Source organism: Anatilimnocola aquadivae, from assembly GCF_049819085.1.
Taxonomy (GTDB): domain Bacteria; phylum Planctomycetota; class Planctomycetia; order Pirellulales; family Pirellulaceae; genus Anatilimnocola.
In genome coordinates, this window is the sequence record NZ_CP187419.1 from 7542069 (window position 1) to 7565899 (window position 23831).

General features: G+C 59.0%; 18 protein-coding genes. 4 read left to right on the plus strand and 14 right to left on the minus strand.

The window, feature by feature from the left end; genetic code table 11:
• Positions 1-18 precede the first annotated feature (18 nt).
• Complete coding sequence (locus NA78x_RS29905; RefSeq protein WP_425616043.1) at positions 19-2271, minus strand: FG-GAP-like repeat-containing protein; 2253 nt, start codon at positions 2269-2271, stop codon at positions 19-21.
• 203 nt (positions 2272-2474) lie between these two features.
• On the opposite strand from NA78x_RS29905, the gene NA78x_RS29910 reads away from it, so the two are divergent.
• Positions 2475-3608 (plus strand): hypothetical protein, encoded by a 1134-nt coding sequence (locus NA78x_RS29910; protein ID WP_425616044.1) that lies wholly within the window; start codon positions 2475-2477, stop codon positions 3606-3608.
• A gap of 183 nt (positions 3609-3791) precedes the next feature.
• Here NA78x_RS29910 and NA78x_RS29915 read toward each other — a convergent pair whose 3' ends face one another.
• The 4 genes from NA78x_RS29915 to solA form a co-directional block, all read right to left on the minus strand.
• A complete protein-coding gene (locus NA78x_RS29915) occupies positions 3792-3995 on the minus strand; it encodes a hypothetical protein (RefSeq protein WP_425616045.1) in 204 nt (67 codons plus the stop codon).
• A gap of 19 nt (positions 3996-4014) precedes the next feature.
• Positions 4015-4434, minus strand: coding sequence for a hypothetical protein (locus NA78x_RS29920; RefSeq protein ID WP_425616046.1), 420 nt, complete (start codon positions 4432-4434; stop codon positions 4015-4017).
• A gap of 165 nt (positions 4435-4599) precedes the next feature.
• The gene (locus NA78x_RS29925; RefSeq protein WP_425616047.1) at positions 4600-6150 is read right to left on the minus strand and encodes an NfeD family protein; all 1551 of its coding nucleotides are present in this window, start codon (positions 6148-6150) and stop codon (positions 4600-4602) included.
• A 61-nt stretch (positions 6151-6211) separates the two neighbouring features.
• Positions 6212-7339 (minus strand): N-methyl-L-tryptophan oxidase, encoded by a 1128-nt coding sequence (solA, locus tag NA78x_RS29930; protein WP_425616048.1) that lies wholly within the window; start codon positions 7337-7339, stop codon positions 6212-6214.
• A gap of 257 nt (positions 7340-7596) precedes the next feature.
• Between solA and NA78x_RS29935 the strand changes: the two genes are divergently transcribed.
• The gene (locus tag NA78x_RS29935) at positions 7597-8580 is read left to right on the plus strand and encodes an ABC transporter ATP-binding protein (RefSeq protein WP_425616049.1); all 984 of its coding nucleotides are present in this window, start codon (positions 7597-7599) and stop codon (positions 8578-8580) included.
• A gap of 12 nt (positions 8581-8592) precedes the next feature.
• Complete coding sequence (locus tag NA78x_RS29940) at positions 8593-10911, plus strand: ABC transporter permease subunit (protein ID WP_425616050.1); 2319 nt, start codon at positions 8593-8595, stop codon at positions 10909-10911.
• A gap of 114 nt (positions 10912-11025) precedes the next feature.
• On the opposite strand, the gene NA78x_RS29945 is transcribed toward NA78x_RS29940, so the two are convergent.
• The 8 genes from NA78x_RS29945 to NA78x_RS29980 form a co-directional block, all read right to left on the minus strand.
• Positions 11026-11358 (minus strand): hypothetical protein, encoded by a 333-nt coding sequence (locus tag NA78x_RS29945; protein WP_425616051.1) that lies wholly within the window; start codon positions 11356-11358, stop codon positions 11026-11028.
• Positions 11359-11387: 29 nt separating this feature from the next.
• Complete coding sequence (locus NA78x_RS29950) at positions 11388-14996, minus strand: hypothetical protein (protein WP_425616052.1); 3609 nt, start codon at positions 14994-14996, stop codon at positions 11388-11390.
• 354 nt (positions 14997-15350) lie between these two features.
• Complete coding sequence (locus NA78x_RS29955) at positions 15351-16172, minus strand: hypothetical protein (RefSeq protein WP_425616053.1); 822 nt, start codon at positions 16170-16172, stop codon at positions 15351-15353.
• A 148-nt stretch (positions 16173-16320) separates the two neighbouring features.
• A complete protein-coding gene (locus tag NA78x_RS29960) occupies positions 16321-17181 on the minus strand; it encodes a peptidoglycan-binding domain-containing protein (protein ID WP_425616054.1) in 861 nt (286 codons plus the stop codon).
• Positions 17182-17372: 191 nt separating this feature from the next.
• Positions 17373-17969 (minus strand): hypothetical protein, encoded by a 597-nt coding sequence (locus NA78x_RS29965; protein WP_425616055.1) that lies wholly within the window; start codon positions 17967-17969, stop codon positions 17373-17375.
• A gap of 91 nt (positions 17970-18060) precedes the next feature.
• Positions 18061-18267, minus strand: a complete 207-nt coding sequence (locus NA78x_RS29970; RefSeq protein ID WP_425616056.1) for a hypothetical protein — start codon at positions 18265-18267, stop codon at positions 18061-18063.
• A gap of 239 nt (positions 18268-18506) precedes the next feature.
• Entirely contained in the window at positions 18507-19067 is a 561-nt protein-coding gene (locus tag NA78x_RS29975) for a chlorite dismutase family protein (protein ID WP_425616057.1), read from the minus strand.
• Between the two features lie 144 nt (positions 19068-19211).
• Positions 19212-20189 carry a hypothetical protein gene (locus tag NA78x_RS29980; RefSeq protein WP_425616058.1) on the minus strand — a complete coding sequence of 326 codons (978 nt, stop codon included), beginning with the start codon at positions 20187-20189 and terminating at the stop codon, positions 19212-19214.
• A gap of 367 nt (positions 20190-20556) precedes the next feature.
• Between NA78x_RS29980 and NA78x_RS29985 the strand changes: the two genes are divergently transcribed.
• Entirely contained in the window at positions 20557-21798 is a 1242-nt protein-coding gene (locus tag NA78x_RS29985) for a BBP7 family outer membrane beta-barrel protein (RefSeq protein ID WP_425616059.1), read from the plus strand.
• A gap of 178 nt (positions 21799-21976) precedes the next feature.
• Here the strand turns inward: NA78x_RS29985 and NA78x_RS29990 are convergent, their stop codons facing one another.
• A complete protein-coding gene (locus tag NA78x_RS29990) occupies positions 21977-23590 on the minus strand; it encodes an SHD1 domain-containing protein (protein WP_425616060.1) in 1614 nt (537 codons plus the stop codon).
• Between the last annotated feature and the right edge of the window lie 241 nt (positions 23591-23831).

The following is a 23831-nucleotide window of genomic DNA, read 5'->3' on the forward strand; positions in this document are numbered from 1 at the left end:
TGCGCGGAGTACCGCTTGTTACCGGCCTAGTTCTTTCTGCAGCCAATCATAGACCTGCTTGCGCACATCATCGGGAAAGTCGTGGGCACAGTCGGGATAGATGGCTTGCAGCTTGTCTTTTGCGCCAAGCAGTTCATACACGCCGCTCGCTGACTTCATCACCTTGCGCACGCCGGCGTTGTCGAAGTTGGCATCATGCAGCGGAGCAGCGACAAAGATCGCCCGCGGCGCAATTGCCGACAGCACTTCGTGGAAGTCAAAGGGCATCTGAGCGGGATCGTTTTTGAAGACATCGCGAATGCGCGGCATGTAGCGATCACTGGTCCAACCCGCGAGTTTGCCGCCGTAGTAATCGTGAAAGCCGGTGAAGCCGCAACTCGTGACGACAGCTTTCAAACGCGGCTCAAACACCGCCGTGAAGAGCGCATTGTGGCCGCCCAGCGAGTGACCAATCGTGCCCAGCTTCTCGCCATCGACATAGGACAAAGTCTCCAGCAAGTCGACCGCGCGGATGTTCGTCCAGATCGCCTTCATCGTGCCGCTGTCGTAAAGTTGCCTGTCACCGTCGGCCGTCTTCTGCTGAAAGTTGTAGTCGGCGTAATCACCGAAACTGGGATAATCCGGCACCAGGCAGACAAAGCCCAGCTGGGCCAGTTGGTGGCCGTAATGACGCGTGGGCAGACCGACGAGACCAACCGTTTGCAGCTTGCCGTCTTTGTTGGTGGGATGCAGGCAGAGCATCGCCGGGAGCGGCTTGCCCTGGCCATCGACCAGGCTGCCGTGAATCGAATTGGCATCCAGCTTCACACTCTTCGGCACTAGTAGATAAGCAGGCGTGCGATCACCGGGCTCACTGGCATACGTGAGCTTCACGCGCGTGTAATCGGGCGTCTCTTCGACGCTGACGATCTTCACATCGAGCGGAATGCGACGATCGGGAGTGGGAAGCGAGCCCATGGCGAACTGCATGCTCATCAAAATCTCAGCGCGACGCAACGCCCATTCCTGCGGTGTCTTGACGGACTGTTGTGATTTACCATCGAAGTAATCTTCGAGCGGTTGTTGATGATTCAGTTTCGGTAAACGTCCCTTACTAAAGGCAAAATCGAGATCGGGATTAAGAACTCGCTCGTAGCTCTCTAGCAGGTAGAAACCGCTCCGATCGCCCATCACCAGATCGAGATCACCATCCGCATCGACATCCACCGCCTTGGGATCGAGGCCGAAGCCTGCATTATCTCCGCCGTGGATCACCGTTCGCTGCCAGCTACGTATCTTCGGCAAAAAGCGATACGAAAACACTCCCCGCGCATCGTACTCGCCCGGATCTTTCCCTTCGTGCCCCAGGTACCGCTTACCGGCGATGAGTTCCACCTGCTTATCGCCGTCTAAGTCGGCAAGCAGCAAGCTGTGAAACTGCGAGTGCTCGGTATCGATCACATGCTTTTGCCAAGTGCGCTTACCATCCTGCTGCTGTTGTTCGTGCCAATACAAACCAAAGCGATGGCCGCGAGCCCAGATGAGATCGGCATCGCCGTCGGCATCAACGTCGTGGACGAGGAGCGGAATGCTCGCATCGCGGGTGAGAGTAAATTCGGGATGCCAGAGCCAGCGATCTTTGATGCGGTCAGCGGGCGCTTCGAGCCAGCCGTCGGGGCCGACGAGATCGAGCCGGCCATCGCCGTTGATATCACCGACGCCGATGCCATGCCCCGAGAGTTCCTTGGGCAGATCGTGCCTGGTGAACTTCCCCGCGTCGAACTCGTACCAACAAGCGAAGCCGATGCCGTTGGGAATGATATCGGGGTCGCCGTCGGCATCGAGATCGGCGAGGCGGCCCGTTTCCATCGGGCCGGGCGTGTCGATCATTCGCTTGGTCCACGGCGTGTCGGGTTTCGTCTTGATGATCTCGCCGGGATGCTCGACCCAGAATAGGCTCTTGCTCCGATAGTTCACGCTGATGATGTCGGTCCAGCCATCGCCGTTCACATCGAGGGGCAAGTTCGAATAGTCATCGAAGCGCCCGCGAATCACTTCCACCTCGCGCAGAAAGTGCTTCTTCCAAACGGGGCCTGTTTTTTTGCCGGCGGGCCGCGCTTCGAACCAGTAGCCGCCGTTAATCAGGTCGATCTTGCCATCGCCGTTTACATCAAAGGCCGCGCACGCCGGGTACTCTGCCTTGGCATCGATGGTGTGCAGCGTCCAACTCCGCTCAGCGGCGACTGCGGAAACACTCGTGAGCAGAACGACCATAATCGCGAGGCGGGTCATGAGGCACCATTCAGAGTTCGAAGTAGATGCGGCCCGCCAAGTATCAGCCAATCGAGCGAGCTTGTCCAACAGACGAGTCGGTTGCTGGTCGGGCAGATCGTTGTAACTTGCGGTTTGCCGCTGGGGCGGATACCGTTAACCGATGCCTGGGATGCGGCTCCGGCGGTATCGCGTCATATCTACCCTTGGCTGAGGGAAGCGACATGGATCCGGAAATTGGCGGCAAAGTCATCGCAGTGGCCAAGTCACTGATCGGCAGTCACTACATCAATGGTGGCTACGGCGCTACGCCCGGCAAGGAAGATGGTTGTCCTTGCCGACCCGGCGGCATTCGCCTGGTGGCCGATCCCAACCGCCTGAATCCGGCCAAGCTGGCTGCCGCCGAACAGAACCTGGCGGTGTTCGCCGCCGAAATGAATGTGAATCGCTATTGCGTGTGCGCTGGTAACTATCACTCATTTTCGGGTGGTCGCACGGCCTCGCCCATCGATCGAGATCTCGTTGGTTATCTCGACTCGCTGAAAGGGAAGCCGCCGGCGACATGGCCGAACTATTACAACCACTTCACGCCGCGGCGGGCGTTTGGTCCCGGACCCGGTGGCGAGTTGGGCGGGACCTTGGTGTGGGGACAGTCCTGCAAAGGGATTCGCCATTTCGACTGCGTCGGCTTTATCAGCTATTGCTACTGGAAAGCGACGGGCAGCGTCATTCAGCTCGATATCAAAGCCTGGCGCAAACCGGGGCAGGTGGGAACGGTCTACTTGATCGCCCCGAAGAAAACCCCCAAGCCCGGCGAGCCAGTCGTCGAAGAGGCACCAGGCGTCATCCTCACTCCGCCAGCGAGCTTGATGGATGGAGACATTTTGGTGAAGGGTGGCGACCATCACATCGGTTACGTGAGTGCGAGCGGCGTCATCTATGAAGCGCAAGATACGCACCTGGGTGTGCAGTCTTCGTCAAATTTTTCGCTGAGCAGTAACTCGAGTTGGAAGTACCTGGTGCGAGTGGGAGCGGCTCAGAAAGTAGAACCGCTGGAATGGCCCTTTGGCTGGTGGAAGGTCTGGGACGGCAACACGTATTACTACTACCTCGCCGAAAATGGCGTCGCGAAGTACACCAAGTCGGCTCCGCTCAATACCCGCACGCCACCCAAGCAATTCGTCAACGCGGGCACGTTTACGATCAAGCCGCCGAATCACCTGATCGTCACTTGGAACAAGGTCGCCGGCGCTACTACCAACTGCGTGGAGACTTTCTACAACGCCGAGCCGGACTGCGACCAGATGAACGCCAAGTCGAACCTGTACGGACCCTTGGGGGCCAGCAGGTTGAGTTGAGAGAGCAGTAAGTCAGCCAAGAGTCGACGTAACTTGTGCGTCGCTCAATGAGGGGGCGTTCACAAATCGGGCCGGTTTGTGAACAGCAGGTGCCGTAACTCTCGGGGGCGGCGCGCGGCAGTGTTCACAAACCTCGGGGTTTGTTAATGGTTTCCAACCGAACACACGGGCAGAAAGGTGGAGTTACGTCGAGGAGGTTACGCGGCAAGAGCCGGCGAGACCATCGATGGACACGCTGCCATCGATTGAGTGGCCGCTGGCCACCGCGGTGGCCGAGAAAAGATCACCGCGAGAGATCGTCGAGCAGGCTGATCTCGCAACGAAGGCAAAGAAAATGGCGGCGGCGATCTCAAACAGATCGCCGCCGCCTTGCAAGAACTTCAGCATGCACTGCTCGATGGCAGCGTTATGGCGTGACGGCACGGACCGTATTCAGCACAGGTTGCCCGGGCACATAGACCTGACGTGTGCCATAAATGGTGCGACCGGCGACTACAGGGCGACCCACCACAACCGGCGCGGCGTAGGCAGGTGCATAAGCGGGAGCGTAGTAGCTGGAATACACTGGCGACGCGTTCACGGGAGCGGCTGGAGCGTAATAGCTGGAGTAAACAGGCGTCGGCGAGTAGTAACCGGCAGGTGCTACTGCCCCGGGCGCGTAATAGGTAGTGCGGTTCGGGTAGAACACCGGAGCCGAGTACGCGGGAGCAACCACTCGCCCCGCCGGTGCGTAGAAAGTCGTAACCGGGCCAGCGATGTACTGAGCACTAGCACTCGAAACGCCAGCGCCAAGCAACAAGGCAACCGAGAACAGCAAGGTCTTCATCTTCAGGCTCCAATATCCAGCAGGGGGTGCCACGTGTTTGTATTATAGGCGGAGGGTACGCTTGGCGAGTGTTGGTCGCGATTCGCACTCTCATTTCCGCGGAATCTAAGTCAGCAATTGCCGTGCCTAGATGGCACTCGCTAGACACTTAGACCCTATGAAAGGCTATGCCAGGGGTTCGCTCTGGTCTTCGGTCTCCTCGACGATCACCTTGCCGTAGCCGATTTCGACCACGCGAATGTTGACGCGCGCGGCAATGACATCGCCGGTGGAGACCACATCGACAAGCTGGCCATCGATGATCGCGCGGCCACTGGGGCGGAGAATCGTCGTTGTTCGGCCAATCGCGCCGACGGCTACCTTCTTCTCCGCAGGGATGGTTGCCTCGACGGAGCCTGCTGACGCGCCTGCCACTTTCGCACTTGGCGAAGGCGCCAGAATCAATTGACTCAGCATGGGAATGGTCCCCAGGTACGAAGTCATCGCATAGGCAATACCGAGAAACACCACGGTGGCGACGAGCAGCGTGGCGACCGAGCCGAAGGTCGTGGTAAGTTCGCCGGTCGTGGCCGGAATGAGAAATCGCTGGGAGGCGAGTACCGCGGAGATGGCAACCAGTGAGAGGCCAAGCACACCTGCCACGCCAAAGCCGGGGAGCACGAACAGTTCAATCGCGAGAAAGACGAGCCCCAGGCCAAACAGGATGACTTCGAGCCAGCCTGAAGTGCCCGAGAGGAAGCGGCTCCAGAAGAACAGCGAGGCACAAGTAATGGCCACCAGCCCGCCGATGCAAGTGCCCGGCGCGCAGCATTCACAGAGGAGTCCGACCAGCCCAACGACGATCAGGATCGCTGTCACCCACCAAAGCGTGAGTACATAAATCGCGCGATCCACGGTATCAACGTCGTAGTTGTTCCACCGGCCGCTGACATCGTAGCGGGCCTTCAATTCATCGAAGTCGGCAACCGTGCCTTCAGCCAGCGTTAACTCTTTGGCGCGGTCGCCAGACACGGTGAGAAAGCTTCCCTTCTTCGACTCGAGCACTAGCTCGCGCTGTTGCCAGTCAGCAGCGTCCGATTTTGAACTCAGCTCTTTTTCGGAAAGAAACTCTTCGGCGTTCGTCCGTTCATTCACGTAGCGATAGACTTCCAGGTCCATATCGACCATGGCTTCGGCGAGCGCTGGTGGCCGCTTGTGGGCAGCGGCCAGCACTCGCATTTCCGTGACGAGCGGACTGCGGATCTTTTCCGGGGCATGGCGAAACATGAAGTCGCTATCGAGAAAGATCACGCCGACATCCCCGATGCGGGCCGTCGGGCGCATGATGATCTCATCGCAACCCAGCGACACAAGCGCTGCGCCGCTGAGTGCTTCGCGCGGAATGTAGGCGACCGTGTGGACGCCCGAGAGATCGTTCAGTTTGTTGGCAATCTCCAAGCTGTCTTTCAAATAGCCGCCCGGGCTATCGATTTCGAGCACGATCAAATCGGCACCCGATTCGATGGCTGCGGTCAACTTGCGATCGATATAGCCTTGCACCCACGAGTCGATGGGGCCGTTGAACTGAATCACCGCTGCCTGCTTAAACTTCGACTTCGAATGAATCGGCTCCGGTTCTTCCTGAGCCAGCAGCCACGAACCGCCAATCGCCAACAGTAGCGAGCCGAGCGCAATGCGTCTCCAAAGAGATGGCAACCTTGACTGTCGAACGAGCATGCGCAGGAGTCCGCCAAAGAAAAACAGGCCTGTGAGAAGCAGTTCGGTTCATTCTATCTGCTTAACGGAGCCGAGCGAGAGCTAGAAATTCCACGGGCAGTTCTGTTTTTCCGGTCGTAGCCCAATCGGCCAATACCTGGCCCAATACGCCGGTGAATTTGAAGCCGTGGCCAGACAGACCGGCAGCGAAGAACACGCGATCGGACTGCGGATGCCGATCGAGCAGAAAGTGCTCGTCAGGCGACATGGTGTAAAAGCAGACGCTGCGATCGGACGGAATGGGCGAAACACCTGGCAGATGATTGCGGACGAAATCGGCGACGCGCACCCAGTCTTGAGCATCGAAGACGCGGGGATCGTGCAGCGGATCGGTGACGAGTTGACCGCCGCTATGTTCGCCGCACTTCAACCCGCGGTCGTTAATTGCCGGCAGACCATAAAACACACCCTGCGGCAATTCATACAAGTAGGCCGGAGCACCTTGCGCTGCTTGAAGCGCGGGCTCGTTCGTGGGGAGCCAATAGATGTGCTTTCGCTTGACGTGGAGCGGGACGCCGGTGTTCGCCAGAAACTGAGCCGCCCAAGGGCCGGCCGTAATCACCAGCTTCTGTGCTGCGAATTCTCCCTGATCGGTCTGTACCACCACGCCTGCCTCTTCCTCCCGCCAGCCGAGCACGGTGACATCACTGCGCAACTCGGCCCCTGCTCGCACCGCGGCTGCACAGTGAGCCTGCACACACTGCTCGACAAAGAGCAGGCCCGCGCGAGGTTCGTAGACCGCGTGCATCTCGTCCGGCACGTAGAAGCCGGGGAATCGCCGCTGAGATTCGCTTGCTGAGAGCAGTTCGACTTCCAGGCCATGCTGCGCGGCGGCCTGCAAGACGCCGCGAACGACTATCCCTTCGCGCGGACCGATCTGCAGCAAGCCAACCTGTGAGAACAGGGTCTGAGCGGCTTCCGCTTCGAGTTCAGCCCACAATTCATAAGCCCGGCGGAGCAGCGGGACGTAGTCGGCATGTTCGAAGTAGGCCTGCCGAATGATGCGCGTCTCGCCGTGCGAGCTGCCCCGGGCATGCCCCGGCGGAAAGCGATCGAGCCCCAGCACCGTCGCCCCGCGACGACTCAATTGCCAGCAAGCAGCACTGCCGACTCCGCCGGTTCCTAGTACGATGACGTCGTAGGTTTTCATAGTTGCCTATCATGCGAATTTCCCTGCCTGGTGTCAGCTAGCCATGAAACCAAATGTGCCCGGTGAGGGTATTTCTTCAGCGGCTTGGGAAATAAGCAAAGCTGATCCACAGTTCGGCCCCTCACCCCAACCCTCTCCCCGGAGTACCGAGGAGAGGGAGTAGAAGGGGAAGGAACAGAGTTAGATGGCCAATGTCGCGGCAGCAGCCAATACGACAGAATGAGCAGCGAACCACGGAACCGAGAAAGGATGGCTGCATGGCCGAAGCGGCAATTGTCGTCGAAAAACTTTCCAAGACGTACGTCGAAGGCGTGGTGTTGCGCAAAAAGCGTGAGGCCTTGCGCGAGATCAGTTTTGAAGTCGGGCAAGGAGAGATCTTCGGCCTGCTTGGCGGCAACGGTGCGGGCAAGACGACCTTCATCAAGATTCTGCTCGGCATCATTCGCCGCTCGCAAGGCAAAGCCGCCTTGCTGGGCTATCCCGCGGGCGATATCCGCGGCCGCCGGCGAGTCGGCTACCTGCCGGAGAACCTGCGCGTGCCGCGGCATCTCACCGCTCTGACAGCGCTCGAGTTCTATGGTCACCTCAGCAACGTCTCCAGCAGTGTGATTCGCCAGCGACGCGGTCCGCTCCTTGAAAAAGTGGGACTGGCCGCACGAGCCAAGGACCCGGTACGGAACTACTCCAAGGGGATGCTGCAACGTCTAGGTCTGGCGCAGGCTATGCTGCACGATCCCGATATTTTCATTCTGGATGAACCAACGGACGGGCTCGATCCCCTCGCGCGATCGCAAGTGCGCGGCTATCTTGCCGATTTGCGGCAGCAGGGAAAGACGGTTTTTCTCAACAGCCATATTTTGCAGGAAGTGGAACTGATCTGCGATCGAGTGGCCATTCTCGATAAGGGCACGCTTCGCCGCGTAGCCAATGTGAAAGAGATCACGTCCGGCAAAGGCAGCGATCTTTCCGGTGCCCAGCAGTTGCTCGAAGTGCACTTGGACCTCACCGGCAACGAGAGTCAGCTGCGCGAAGTGCTGCCTGCCGAAGCAGTTGTCAGTTGGGAAACGATTGCACCCGACTCGTTTCGCGTGGTGTTGCGGTTGCCCGATCAGGCAGCGATCGACCTCGCTATTGACGAATTGCGACGTCGCGGTGCCAGCCTGATTGGCTTGTCACGCCGTAAGGTTAGCCTGGAAGAAGCGTATTTGGAAATCGTCGCCGCCGAGTCCGTCGACAACTAAAGGCATTGCTGAATGAGACCGTACCTGGCCATTGTCAAAGACTCGTTCCGCGAAGCCTTGCACTCGCGCGTGCTGTGGATCGTGTTGATTATCATCACGATCTTTTTGCTCGCCGTTTCGCCCCTCTCGTACCAGCAAACGCTGACGATTGGGATCAACGAAGGCGACATCTCGTGGAGCGACTTCACCGCCCAGCTGCGCAAGGTGGAAGATGGCAGTGCCAGCCGCGGGGTGCAGCGCATCTGGTCGCTGCTGAGTACCAGCGGCCAGCAAGCAGTTCGCGACTATCAACCTCTGCCGAGCCAGCCTCAATTCAAAGACATCAAGGCTCATAACGAAGTCACCGAGCCTTTGATCAAAGAGCTGAACACCATTCTGAAGCGCGAGGACCTGTATCAATCGACGGCTTTCTCGACGGCCAGCTTGCGCACCGAAGGTAAGGAAATGCTGCGGCGACAGAAGGATCTCACCAGTGAAGAACTGCAGCGGCTCAATCGCCTGCTGCTGGAATCGGCGTTTGGCGATGCGATCGATCGTAGCCCCGCCACGTCGCTGCAATTGCAATATGCGACCTACAATGTTTCACCAGCACTCCCCATCAGCAAGCCGTTGCTGGTAACGACCGTGCGCACGCTGTTGCCGTTTCTCGTCGACAAAGGCCTGCTGGCCATTGGCCTGCTCGTCGCGATTGTCGTGACCGCGCCCGCCATTCCCCACACCTTCGAAACAGGCTCGCTCCATTTGTTGTTGAGCAAACCCGTCTCGAGGTCGCTGCTCTATATCAGCAAGTTCTTTGGCTCCTGCGCGTTCGTGTTGCTCTGTGGCACGTATCTGTTCATTGGCCTGTTCCTGGTGCTTGGTGCGCGGTGGGCGGTCTGGGAACCGAGGCTCATGTGGTGCATTCCGATCTACACGTTTGTGTTTGCCGTTTACTATTCGGTAGCCGCTTTCGCTGGTCTCGTGTGGCGCAACGTGATCGTCAGCATTCTGGTGGCCATCCTGTTCTGGACGTTGTGCTTTACCGTCGGCATCAGCAAATTGACGATCGAAGCCTCGATGGACAAGTTTCGCGTCCGCCGCATTGTTCCAGCCGGCAAGGAACTTGTCGTCGTCGACGGCACCAATACGCCGCTGGCCTGGGATGCCGACAAGAAGCATTGGGAAATCGTCTTCCTCTCGAAGGAACTGCGCGACGCTCATCCCTATATCACGCTATTGGCCAAGTTGCCCGATCTGCATGGACCGGTGTACGACCCGCAGGAGAATCGCCTGGTTGCGGCCATGATTTCGATGACCAACGGCCAGCAGACGATCGCCTCGGCCAGCGCCGACGATGGCTTCGTCTATCGCGATGGCCCGGCAGCGCCGCAGCCAACACTGGGGCTCATCAACGAACCCGATGGTCAGCCGTTGCTCTTTACGGGGCAAGGCTTGTTTCGTCCACAAGGTGACCTGAGCAGCAAGAAGGACGAAATCACGGTGATGGGCTACAAGATCCCGTTCACCACTCGCGGCCCGCTGCGCGACGCGGGGCCCTCGCCGGCCCAGACCTGGGAAGATCCCTTTACCGCGACCTTTGGCCCCGATGGCACGCTCTACACCTACTCGCGCGGCAAATTGCAAAGCTACAGCAAACGAAGCGACGGAAAGTACAAGCCGGAGAAGTCTGAAAAATTTGGGGCTCGGCGGCAGCGTCGCGGCTGGATCGCTGCCAGCCAGAGTACGCTGCTCGTAGCCTTTCGCGATGGCACCATCGAACTGCGCGACCCGCAGACGCTAGAACTTCGCAAGACGGTCGAGTTGCAAACCTCCAATTCGCCGCGCGTGGTGACCTCGTCGCCCGATGGCAAGTGGTTGGCCGTGATTCTCGAGAATCGCACCCTGTGGCTGCTGCCCGACGGCAAGGACGAGTTTGAGCGGGCTCGCGTTACTGGCCAGGGCGATCTGTCCGCGGTTCGCTTTACGAAAGAAGGCAAGCTACTTGTCTGCGATCTGGTTGACCGAGTGACCGAGTACGAAGTGGGCACTTGGAAGCAGACGCGGCAACTTCAGCCTCCGATGCACCTGCAAACCATTACGTACCACTATCTGATTAACCCGATCTACACCGTCTGCCCCAAGCCGGGCGAGTTCTACAAAACGATCACACACTTGCTCGTCGAAAAACCGAAAGCCAAAGCGGCCGACGAAGCGGAAGAAGGGGAGCAAGCGGGTGAAGCGCCACCACCGCCGCTCATCGAGAACCCGTGGCAACCGGTCTACAGCAGCCTCGCCTTCATGGTCTTCATGCTGCTACTGGGCTGCGTGTACATGGAACGACAAGAGTTCTAGGCGGCGAGAGTCCATCGAGCATTCGCTGTCTAGCATCTTCGGTGTAAGAGGTCGCTAGTTATGCATCGTCGGCCTCGCGCCAGCGCGCGAATGTTCACAAGGTCAATCAAACACTCATCGCACGTGAACCCGGGTGATATCCCGTTCAATTACAAAGAAGGAAACACAGAACCACAAAGTCATCAGCCCTGTGCGGACATCGATCAATGTCACGAGAGCCGCGACGACAAGTGTGATGATGAATAGCAAGACCCACCCGCGTCGGGACACGAAATGATGACCATTGCCATCAATGGCAAAGAACACCTCCACGATCCCGTAGGCAACTGCAATACTGAGAATCGCAGCCAGTCCCGTAAGTCCGCCTGCCAGCGAAACATGGCGGCCGTATTCTTCGCCGCCCATAAAAATTGCGGTGACAATTGCTGCTAGGATCACCATTCCCATCACGGTTCCAGTGCGGCTTACCCGGGCCATCACTTCAAACCCTTCAGCAGTTCCTCATCGAGCGGATTTGCTGCCGGTTTCTTTTCGCCGGGCTTCGGCTGGTCTTCTCCAGGCATGGGAGCCGGCGGGTTGTCTTCCGTGACTGGTTCGGCAGGCTGCTCGACGAGTTTAAGAATGATCTCGGCGAGTTTGCCTTGTTCTTCGGCCAGTTCTTGTAGCTCGGTCAGTTGCTCGGCGGTGAAATCACCCTTGGCAACGCGGGCTGCTTCGAGTTCCGCCGTGCGACGATTGATCTCGGTCTGCAATTGAGCCAGGAGCCGCAACTCGCCGATGCTACGAACCTGCGGCGGACCGCCGGCCTGTTGTTGCTGGGGGCCTGCCGGTTGCTGCTGATCATCGCCGGGTGCCTCGGCCTGCGAACGGGCGGCGGCGAGCAACTGCTTGAGCCGTTCGACGGCCTGCTGCTGGGAAGCTTGCACGTTGGCGTCGGTCTGCAGCCGAACGAGACCACGGTGGGCGCGTTGCATTTGCTGACGTACGCCATCGAGCGCCAGCTGGAAGGTTTCGCCGGATGAAAACGCTGCGCTACTTTGCTGCACGGCATCGGCCAGCTGCCGTTGTTCTTCTGCCAGGCTGCGAAGCGAAGCTTGCTGGGCACGATTCAAGTTCCCCTTGTTCGTCGCCTTCACACCGTCCAGGCGTTGCGTTTCGCCAAGCAGATTTTGTTGCCGCTTCAGCAGTCCGGCGAGTTCCGTTTCCAGCCGGGCTAATTGCTCACGGACCAGATCTTCCTGAGCCGCTTGAATGTTCTGCTGCAATTCCTCTTTGGCCTTCTGCAGATCTTCGAGTGCCGAGCGAGCCTGCTGTTCGGCCGAGGCTCCATCACCCCCTGCTGCTGATTGACTTGTATTGCCGAGGGCAGAACCGGCCTTCTTCAAACTCTCGCCGGGCTTCTTCGCCTGCAGTCGTTCCAGCTTGCGGGCCAGTTCCGCCACTTCTTCGGCCAAGCGTTTGGCATCCTTGGTGAGCCGCTGCAGTTGCCGCTTCTGCGGATCATTCGCCTGCGCTGCGGCGGCGGCTTCGCGGGCCAGGTTCTCGCTGCGCGAGGCTAGTTGATTCAGCTCACCCGCGGCCGCGCTGAGCGCCGCCAGTTGCCGGCGGGCATCCTGATCTTTGCGACTAGCGAGTCGGTCGAGCACTTCGCTCAAGCCTGCCAGCACTTGATCTTGTGTTTGCACGGCCTGACCGGCGCGAGTCTCTTGCAACTGCCGGGCCGCGGATCGCATCTGACCGCCGACCGCCAGGCGAGCGGCAGCATCGAGTGCATCGGCCAGACTCCCAGCCGCCAGCGGATCGCTGTCACGCAGCTTGGCGAGGAGGTCTTCCATGCGACCTTGCAATTTGTCGTACTGTCGAGCAGCTTCGAGTTGCCGCTGGGCTGTTTGCCGGGCAAGGTTCAAGGGCTCGGCATTTCGCTCTGCAAGTGCAAGCGAGATTCGCACATTCTCGGTCTGCTCGCGCAACTTTTGTTGTTCCTGCTTGAGCAGACCCACCTCGCGGGCGATGCGGCTGAAGGTATCCCACTGGGCCAGTTCGCCGAGCATCGCTTCGAGCGCTGCCACCGACAAATCTTGCTGCTGGAGTACGTTGTCGAGGGGCAAGGGGGATTCATCACCGTCATTTCGTGCACAGTCATCGCGCGTTTCCGATTTCAGCCGTGCGGTCTTTAGCGCCGCGGCCAGTTGCTCTTCGAGCGTGGGCAGCACGTCAGCGGACAATCGCTGAACTTGCTTCTGCAACGACTGCATGCGTGTGGCAATCCCTTCGTCTTGCAAGCGATTGGCCTGAAGCTCGGCAAGCAAGGAAGTGATTTGCTTCGCCAGTCCATCGTCTGGGTTCTTCAGCAAGCGTTGAACTTGCCGCTGTTGCAAATCGGCACTTTGCAGGGCATCGAGATCGCGTGCCTGCCACTTTCCTTCGTCCTGCTGCCGTGCCGCCACATCACTGACCAGAGTGCGGGCCTGCCGCTGTAGACGCAGGACTTCTCCCAGTTGTTCCAGCACCGCTCCTTGTCGCTGCACCAGGCGATGCTGCATATCCTGAGTCGAAATGACGCTGATGCGGCGGGGCGGCGCCACGGTTTGCTGTCCCTGAAAATCATAAGCGACGAGCTTGAGCGAAAAGGAAGTTCCGTCCACGATGTTGCCGGCCTGTGACAGATCCCAAGCGTGACTGACGCGGCGAGAATCCCCTTCGCCAAAACTTCTGGCCGGCGGCTTGTCTTGTTGAAATAGCACCACGACCTGAGGCTGTTGAGCTTCGCTACCAATCGCCGCGAATTGCAACTCGACGCGTTGTACAGCCAAGTCGTCCTTCACCTGGGCACTAATGGGAACGAGCGCCTGGCTGGTGAAAGCCCCATGATCGCCAGGCTCATCCCAGGCGATCGTCGGCGGCGAATCGGGAACGACCTGCAACTCAAGTGGTCCGTCGCGGCCGGTCACGGAACCGGTTTCATCGACGAGTTCGATCCAGACTTGCTGTGATTTTGTCGGCTGCCAGTTGCTGGTTGCCGGGCTATGAAAGCTGAGGCGATCAGCGGCCAGTTGCAACTCCGGCAAAGACTCGCCCGTCGCCGCTTGCAACCTTGCGGCACTGGCGGCGCGGTCCAGCTTGCCTTCGATCATCAGCTGCGAACCGGCGAGCAGCTTGACGAGGCGACCGCCGCGCTCGGGTTTGAGACCGGAGTACTCCGGCGGACGAACTACCGAGATCAAGTCGTTGAGCTTGGGCGGTTGCACTACGAGCAGCTCTCGCCAGGGCAACGACTCGCCATCGCCGCCGGTTACGCGGTAGCGAAAGCCTGCCAGGACTTGCTCGACGCGAAAGACCAGCTTATCGCCGCGCTGCTGCAGCAGGTGCTGCTCGGTGCGTCGCGCGGGCTCGTCGAATTGCAACGTGATCGCGGCATCGGCGGGCGGGTAACCATTTCGGTCGATCACCTGCACCTCGAAACTTTCGCCCAAAGCGACCGCTGAAGGCGCAGCAACCAGTTCGAGTTGATTGCGCGGGGGCCAGGCCGGTCCACCGAAAGGCCAGGCAAGACGGACTGCGGCCCGCGTTGTGTTGAGTGGTTGCCACAGGCTGAGTGCGATTGCGGTGAGGCCAATACCAACGGCCACCGCCAGTGCGCGCCGCGCGGGCCGGCGATCGATGGAAGCTTCGAGAGGCAGATCGGCAGCGATCGATTCGGCTTCGGCCACCACCGCGTACCGCAGTTCGAGCGACCCTTCGCGCGGATCATCCTTCGCTTGCTGCAGAAAAGCGATCGCCGAGGAAAGGCGCTCGCCCAGTCGCGGATGGAGGTGTTCCAGGCGGCGAGCAATCTGCACGTCGCTGGATTTGCTCTGCCACCAAGGCACGAGCCAGCGGCGAACCGTCCAGACCATCACAGTGACTACGGCAGCCGTCAGCAGCAGCCGGAGCGGCCAACTTCGCAGCCGCAAGAAAAAGTCCATCGAACCCGCGATCGTCACCGCCAATAACGAGACCGCCAGCGTCCAGCCCCAAGCTTGCCAGGTTTGCACCCGGACCGCCTCACTGCGGATCGCAGCGACTCGTTGTTGCAGATTCGACATGGTTTAAGGCTTCAATTTCAAGTTTCGTAGTTCGTAGTTTTGATTGGGCGGCCCGCTGCGTCCGTTTTGAAGTTGGGCTCTTTTGAGCGAAGTTTAGGCGGTGATGCAGATGGGGCGTGGCTGCGCTGAGGAGTCGTTTCAGTTTGGTGCTGCCACCGCGGGTTTTCAAGCGTTCCGCCATGGATTGTAACTCCTTTCACGCCCACTCTTGATGGAACGCGGCGCAGAGGACATGGAAGCACTGGCGGGACCAGCTGTCACGGGCATTGCTGCCGTCAGATTTGGCTTGATTGTCGACAAACCAGCAGCACTTAACCGGAAGCCGCGTCAGCGAGGGAGAACGCGAAGCAGAATTTATCTTGCTCGCCAGCTACTCGGCCCGGCGGTGATGACGTCGCCCTCTTCGAGATGGGCAGCGGGCATCACGCGCGAGCCATCGCCGGCATCCCACAGCGACAGACGTCGCGACTCAGCAGGTTTCGCCGGAATGACGCCCGGTTGAACGGGCTGGCCGGTCGCCGGTTGGGCAGCTGGTGGCGGTGCAAGCAAGCCGGGAGTACCGAAAACGGGTGCAGTGGAGGAGCGCGTGGTGGGAATGATCGCGGGTGCCGTGGTACGACTCGTGGCGGACCGTGGAACTGCGGCGATCGAAATGGGATTCTCGGCAGGTGGCAACAGCGCCGAGCCCGTTCGCACCACTCCACTGGGCGGCGAAGCCTGAAACTTCACGCCCGACGAGCTGCGCGTGGCTTGCGTAATGCCGGAGCTAATGGCGCTCGATAATCCTCGCGGCGAGCTATCGGTTTCAACAATCTTGATCGCTTCTTCCGTACTCGGCCGAGTGCGAGCGGAACCGCTGGCGAGCGCATTGCTATCGCTCGACAAATCCACTGACCGCGAAGCTATGGCTGGCGGCGTAAAACTGCCCGGCACCAGCACGCCCGTATGTGGGTCGTAGTGCGAGAGCTTGTTGCCGTTCGGGCTATTGGCCGTTGCGGGAGAACTGCCTGTCGAAGCAGCCGGCGGTGTGTAATAGGGCGTTGAGTTCGCTCGCGACAATGCTGGTTGCGGCACGACAGCGGGACCAAACGGCGCGTACAGGCTCAGCTGCTCGGGCGCGTTTTGGCACCCGACCAGCAGCAAAATGCTCAGTAGCAGCGCTGCCCGGCAAATCATTCACAGGCCCACGAACAGGGGCGAACGCTCGCGTGCCAATAGCACCCGAGCGCAGAATTTCGACAAGTGCCGGGAACAATAGCGAACTAGCAAACTGAGTCAAGATCAGGTGGCAGCATGACGGGGTAATGCACGCAGCAGCAATTCGCTACTTCTTGATTACGAGCGAACCAATCTTCTTACCCGTATTGTTTCCCAGGGTGTGCCAATCGGCGATGTCGGGAAAAGCGTTCAAGAAGATTTTGACGAACGACGACCAATCGCTGGGATGCAGAGTCAGGCAGCCATCGGAACCGCGGTCCGTTTCGCTGTAGCCGTTATGCACATTGATGCCATGCGACGTCGTCTTGTCAGAGTTGTCACTCTTCACTTTTACCGAGTTGCGGGCATTTACAAGCAATCCCGCGCGAACGCCGGAGGTCTTCACGACCAGACTGGACGCCGGTTCTTTCGGTGTGCCGCCACCTTTGTGAAAGCCTAAATGCAATGGATAGGTGTCGTCGAGCAGGCGTCCTTTGATCGTCATGTCGTCGGGAAAAATCGAACCACGAAATGTCCCCGAGGCACCACCGGAAAGCGTGAACGTCGATTCGTACAAGCTGGTTGCTGTCGCCGCTGTGGCCACCTTGAACTTTGTCCCCTTGGGGATTTTGCCACCGTGGGTCACTGTGAGCGTGATAAGTTGCGTGGCCGCACTCGCAGGCTTGGCCGGCAATGAACCAGCCACGGCGACCAGCTTTTTCCACGTCGCGCCATTCACGTCAATCCGTTGGTCGGGCAACGACATACCGACTTGCTGCTTCTGAAAGGCGGTGATTGCTGCTACCGTCTTCGAGTTGCTGCCCGGCTTGCCGATTTTTCCATCAATGCCCTTGGGGTCGAAACCAGGCGAATTCAACTTCTTGGCCGCCTGCGTCAACAGTTCCTGGACTGTGCGAATATCAGCCTGCTGATTTTTGGCACCACTCTCGTAGCTTCCGACCGATCCACTGATCGAGGCAATGATCATGTTGTATTCTCAAGTTGTGTAACAATAGCAGCTGTTTACAGACCCCTCTGACGTAGGTACCATTCTAGTACTGCAGCGTTGAAACGCTCGCAAAAAAACGCGATTTCGAGGGGCATTTCAGCTGCGAAGCACGAGGCGAGCTCCGCCCCGTGTCGGCAATGACAGTGGGCTGGCTTGAGTAACAGCCAGCTTTACTTCGGTGCTGCTGGCGCTGGCGCATCCATGGCCACGCTGGCTTTCTCTAGCTTGGCGACCAGTTGATCGAGGACGGGCTTAAGAATGTCGCCGACCCCTTCGATGGCCACGACCTTCTTGACCGAGTCGATAATGCCGGCGGAACTGCTCTTGAGCACGTTGGCGAGGGCGGGGCGAGCCGCTTCGGGAATCTGGTCGACCAGCGTCAGGATGCTATCGAGCTTGAGATTGGCCGCTTCGAACTTGGGAAGTGCTGCCTGGGCCGATTCGACGTTCGTCACGCCGTCGAGCGTACCCTTCATGCTGTCGATGGCCGTTTGTAGTTCCTTGCCGAGATCGAGATCGCCGATCTTCAAGTTGGCAGCACTCTCGGCGACTGCTTCCACGGCCGCTTTGGCTTCTTCGCCCGTTTTGGCAACTTCCGCCTTGGCTTGCTCGCCAGCGGTTTCGACTTGAGCCTTGGCTTTTTCAGCAGCGGCCTCCATTTCGACCTTGGCTTTTTCCGCGGCCTGCTTGGCCTCTTCCATCTTCGCTTCGCAACCAACAGCCAAGCCAATCACCACACAAGCGGCCGCCATCCACAAGCTCTTCATCGCAGGTCTCCTCAAAATAGTTGCCTCCACGGTCAGCAGGACCGCGCGAGTTCAGGGGCGATTATAAGACACCGTGTGACCTGGCACGAAGCTATTTCTTTGGTCGCGTGATGAAGATTTCAATATCGTCTTGCAGGTCTTCAACACATCCAACCAGTGATGGATCGCGGGCCAGCACTTCGGCCAGCTTAGGCCTCAAAGTCTGCAGATTGAGTTGACTGTGATTACGAGCAACATGACACAGTGCCGTCAGTGCCGATGCGCGGACGTTGAACTCGGGGGCATCCAAATGTCGCAAGCATGCTTCCTCGATCCATTCTCACGAGTCGGAATAAAAGCCTCCACTGAGGAGCGCTACGCCCACCTCTGGGGCCGAGCCGGTGGCCAAGATGTGTTCAATCTCTTCTCGCGAATATTCCGGCAGCGCTTGGTAGCGCAGGTTCTCGCGGGAGCACGGTTCAGGGTTGGACAAGGCAGTTTCTCACTTTGCAGGTTCTCACTTTGCAGGCAAACGCGTAGTGTGAAGAAAGTGGCGGATCAGTCGAATCGTACCAGGCGAATATCGACTTCGCGATCGACGAATTTCCATTCTTCGGTCGCGCGGAGGGCGGCGAGCAGGTCATCGAAGGCCGCGGCGTCGGCAGGCGCGTAATCGAAGAGCGTGAGAAAATCGAATGGCTCGGCTTCGCTCAGGTCGCGGCAATGATGCAACCGCCGGGCAATGGCTGGCAGGTATTTCAGCCCCGTCTTGGTGTGAGCGGACTGAGCTTCGAAGATCTCGCGCCGTTCGTCCTGCGTCAGGCTCCACCACTGCGCGTTCTTGCGAATGGGGATCAATGCCGAGTGCGTGGCCTCTGGTCTTCCCAGCGCCACTTGCCGGCTGAGCAGTTCATTCTTTTCGGGCCTGGTGACGTACCGCTCATTGCTCGTCACTCCGCGTAGCAACCAGCCGGCGATATTGGGCGGTGAAGGAACGAATTGGTTGACGATTGACACACGTTCAACGAGCGGAAGTGGCTCGCCAACGATGGTCGTTAGAGAAGCGACCGACCAGCTTCCCGAATCGCCACCAACAAATGAAAAGAGTCGAGGATTCATGGAAGCCTCTTTACCGTTGGTGCCTTCCCGCGATTCCTCCAACTTTTTCGCCGACGCAGCGGTTTACGGCTCTACGGGGGCTGCCTCTCCGCTCGACCAGAGTTTCCCGGCTGGGCTGCTTTTGCTCAGTGCGTGCGACCCACCTTACTTTTCTTCGTTCTTCAGCGGCTTGTCGGTCAGGGACCAGGCGGGGAGCCAAGTGAGTTCGGTGCGCTTCAGGCCGAAGTCATCGACGAGGCGATTTTCCATGTCGGGAAGGTGTGCAGCGCCGTAAAAGACGCCGATTTTCTTCTTCCCGGCAGCCAGCTGCTCTTTGAGAACTTCGAAGGCTTTGCCGTTGCGCGCGGTGAGGATGGTTGAGCCATCGGGACCGTCGAAAATGATTGTTTGTGAGTCGAGGTCTTCAAACTGGGTCGACATTGCCAGTCGCAGCTTTTGGGCACGATTGTTCGAGAAGAGCGCCGAGAGCATTTCGAAATCGTTGCTCTGTTTGCCGGTTGCTTGCTGAGCCATGCCAGCACCCATCGCGCGGAAAATCATCTGGGCGAAGCTCTCGCCTTTGTCCTTCATCGATTGGGCGAATTCATCGGGGGACATATCGGCGTGCACAAAGTTTGCCTTGGTGTAGTCCACGCATTCGAGCTGGTGCTCGAGCCCGAGCATCGACTTCATGCCGGTTTGCATGGCGGCGATGGGATGGCCCGAAGAACCCTTGGCACCCTTAGGAATTCGCGTGTTCGGTGGAGCGACCAGTTCGTACAGCAGCACGTCATAGTCTTCGAACTTCTTGTTGAGCGCGTCGTAGTAGGCTTTTTCGCCCACGTGGACGGCGCCGATCAAATCGACGATCACGCCCGGGTTTTTGCCATCCGCAGGCTGGTACCGACCAATGCCGGTATCCATCGAGAGGGGCGTCCCTTTCTCATCGCGATGGACGCGAATGAAGTTCTCGGTCGCGTCTTTCCGCTTGGTCTCAGCGGGCTTCTCGGCAGGCTTTTTCTCGCCGGCCGGAGCTTCCGGCGTGGTGACCTTCTCCTGCGCGGCCGCTTGGAGCAGCAACAGGCAGAGCCAGGTGCAGGTGAGACCCGCCAAAGCCAAACAGCGAAGGGCGATGATGCGCATGAGAGCGATTCCCAAAATTCATGGCCGTGAGCGATAGCAGTCAATCTGCCAGCATGATCATTCGCTGGCAAGCGGCAAAAATTGCTTCGCCGAGCGTGTGTCGCGACGCCAAAGTATACGCCTGCTTGGGACTTGCGGCAATTCTTTCTGTCTCTTCACAGGCCGGTTGTCACCGGCGAGCCAATTCGGCAAGAGCAATCGAGTAGCGGCAGAATCGGATTTCTCGGAATCTTTTACCACTCTTACTCAATCGGTGTGTCAAGCATTTCCGATACTACCGTCACGAGCGGAAAAAAGGTTTCCGCGTGGAGCGTCCTGTCCCCCGGACGAGAAGCCAACGGAACGCAACTCCGAAGGTGCACTAACTATGTCGCTTAAACGTACGAAGCTGTGGTTCACGGTCATCCTGGCTGCGATGTCATTCGCAACTAGCGTCCGGGCAGAACATCCCTCGCTGCCGTCCTCCGGGCCAACGGTGCAAATTGAACGGCTAACCCCGTTCATTGAACCCGATACCTTCGGGCCGGATTTTCAATTCTTCGCACCTGCTGATGTCAGCGGGTACGGGGGTGGAGATCCGCCGAACATCGGTTTCTATTTCACCTACGACCGCATTTACATGAATGTGCAGCGGCCGCAGATGCGTCCGATCCTGCGGGTCGGTACCGAAGGTAACTTCGGTGCGAACCTGAACATCGACCTGCAACAGCTGGGCGATCAGGGGATGCTCGGTTTCACGGGAAATCGTGAGACAGGTTACGACGGTGACTTCACCTGGGGTAACCGTTACGACTTCGGTTACATGACCACCGACGATCACGGCTGGAATGCTGTGGCGTGGCACTTGTCGGGGCCTGCCGAAGGCCTGAAGCAACGCCACGAGCGGATTAACCGCATCAATACGGGTGACGATGCAGACAACCCGGACCCGATCCTCGTCGACCGCAATCCACGAGCCTACGACCTGCAAGCGAGCATCAACAATGCGACCTTCTCGTCGATCGAGTTGAACAAGGTGTGGCGTCGCAAAGAGTTCCACAACGGTGGTGTGCTCGAACCGTTCATCGGTGCTCGCTACATGCAGTTCAAAGACATCTATCGCCAGGACGGGTATGGTCGGTATGCTCTCGATCCAGACGATTTCCCGGATCTGAATGCACCGAACCCGCTCGGCCCGGTGGAAGTGTTGGTTGTCGACCGTGCTCACTTCGAGAACAACATGTTCGGTGGCCAGTTCGGTTTCCGGTACTTCTATGAGAAGGCTCACTGGAACCTGTCGACCGAAGTGCGAGCCTATGCGATGCACAACTTCCAATACCTGACTCGCTACCAAGATCAAGTCATTACCAACTACGGTGCAGCTGCCGCCACGACACCGGTGTACGAGCTTCGCAATCGTGCTCGCTCATTCGACCGCAGCGACGAGTTTGTGTGGGGTGGTGAACTTCGCAGCGAAGCCGCTTACACTCTGACCCGCGACATCAGCTTCCGCTTCGGTCTGGCTCTGATCAGCATGGCCGATGGTGTGGGCCGCGGTAACGACATCCGCGACAATACCGAAGACCTGTTCATGGCCGGTTTGACCTTCGGCGTGACGCTCAACCGCTAAGTTCGAAGTCAGCAGAATCACTAGTGCTGCCCAGGGGCGATCCACAGCGGATCGCCCCTTTTTTCGTTCTTGAAGGCAGTTCCGTCGGCAGCAACTTCGAAGTTCAACCGCGCGCAGCAAAAAGGCCAGCTGCGTTAAGGCAACCGGCCTGAATGGTTGATTGAGTTCGAAGAGTGAACTAGCGAGCTGCGACCTGGCCAACCAGGCCAGTGCCATAACGGCTGATCACTTCTTCGACGTACTTCTTGTCGGCATCGCTCAAACGACGCATTGGCACGGTGGTGGTCCGGCCGTTGTCCTTGAGAACACGAACGTGGCCATCGAGGATCGCGATCAAGCGACCTTGAACTTCGAAGGTGCCGGTGTTGTCCGACCAGCCACGCTGAGGAAGTTGACCTTCGGCCGAGATCTTGAAGGGGTCGGCAAACGGGTCATCACCAGCTGGCTTCGCCGGAGCAGGAGCGGCTGCCTTGGCAGGCGCGGGAGCAAACGGATCATCCGCAGCGGGGGCAGCTGGTGCTGGTGCAGCAGGAGCAGCTGGCTTCTCGGGGGCAAACAAATCATCGACCGGGTTGGCCTTGGGCTTCTCGGCGTTGATCGGTTCCGTCTTGCCATCGTCCGGTTTGGCCGGAGCTGGCTTAGCGGGTGCTGGGGCGAACGGATCGTCTGCTGCTGGCGCGGCTGGTGCTGGAGCCGGAGCACCAAACGGATCATCTGCGGCTGGAGCAGCCGGTTTTGGCATTGGAGCCGGAGCAGGTGCTGCACCAAATGGATCGTCAGCGGCTGGAGCAGCTGGTTTTGGCATTGGAGCTGGAGCCGGTGCACCAAACGGATCATCGACAGCCGGCTTTGGTGCCGGTTCAGCTGGCTTCGGCATCGGAGCGGGAGCCGGTGCTGCACCAAAGGGATCATCGACGGGCGGAACAGCTGGTTTTGGAGCTGGTTCAGCCGGCTTTGGCGCGGGAGCACCGAACGGATCATCAACGGGCGGAACAGCCGGCTTGGGCGGCGCTGGGTCCGCTGGTTTCGGCATCGGAGCAGGCGCGGCTGGTGCACCAAACGGATCATCGACGGGTGGAACCGCCGGCTTGGGTGCTGGCATTGGTGCCGGTTCGGCCGGCTTAGGCACTACTGGTTTGGGAGCCGGAGCAAACGGATCTTCTTCGACTGGAACCGCTGGCTTGGGCGGTGCTGGTTCAATTGGCTTTGGTTCAGCCGGCTTTGGCTCAACAGGAGCTGGTTCGACAGGCTTGGGTGGAGCAGGCTCAGCCGGCTTTGGTGGAGCGGGTTCCACTGGCTTGGGCTCAGCAGGAGCAGGTTCCACTGGTTTCGGCGGAGCCGGTTTAACCGGCTTCGGTGCAGGCATAGGCTCGATCGGCTTTGGTTCAGCCGGTGCTGGTTCGACAGGCTTTGGCGGAGCTGGTTCTACCGGCTTGGGAGCAGGCTCGATGGGCTTCGGTTCTGCAGGAACCGGATCCACCACGGGCTTGGGAGGAGCAGGCACGGGTTCGACCGGTTTAACAACCGGTGGTTGAATGATTGGCTTCTTATCGGCTGGAGTTTCTTCCAACTCGGGGCGCTGGACCGTGGTGCCAGGAGGCGTCCCTTCCGCGGGAGCGGCGTTATCGGCGGCTGGCGCCGGAACGGCACACGTGGGCGGCGGGCAAGGGGGACAATACGATTCGCAGCGGCGGCGCGACCAACGGCAAGCGAGCGCCGTGTCGAGACACATCGTCAGAATCACCACCCAAACCATTACTGGTTTGTACAGCTTGCGAAAGAGCTTTCGCATGGAAAGATTCTCCAAAACTCGTCAAGAATGGTTTAATCAGGCAAGTAAAACAGATCCGCTGCAATCCACCGACGTGCGAGTCCGTTGGCAGGCAGTGATCGGGCAATTGACGGAGCAATCGCCGGCAGGCGGTCCTCGACTCGTAGGTATGCTACCCCGCAAAAAAGGCACCCGCAACCATTTTTGAGAACTTGCAGGGACGAACTGGAAATCTGGCGTTGCCGTTGCCGGACCACCGTAA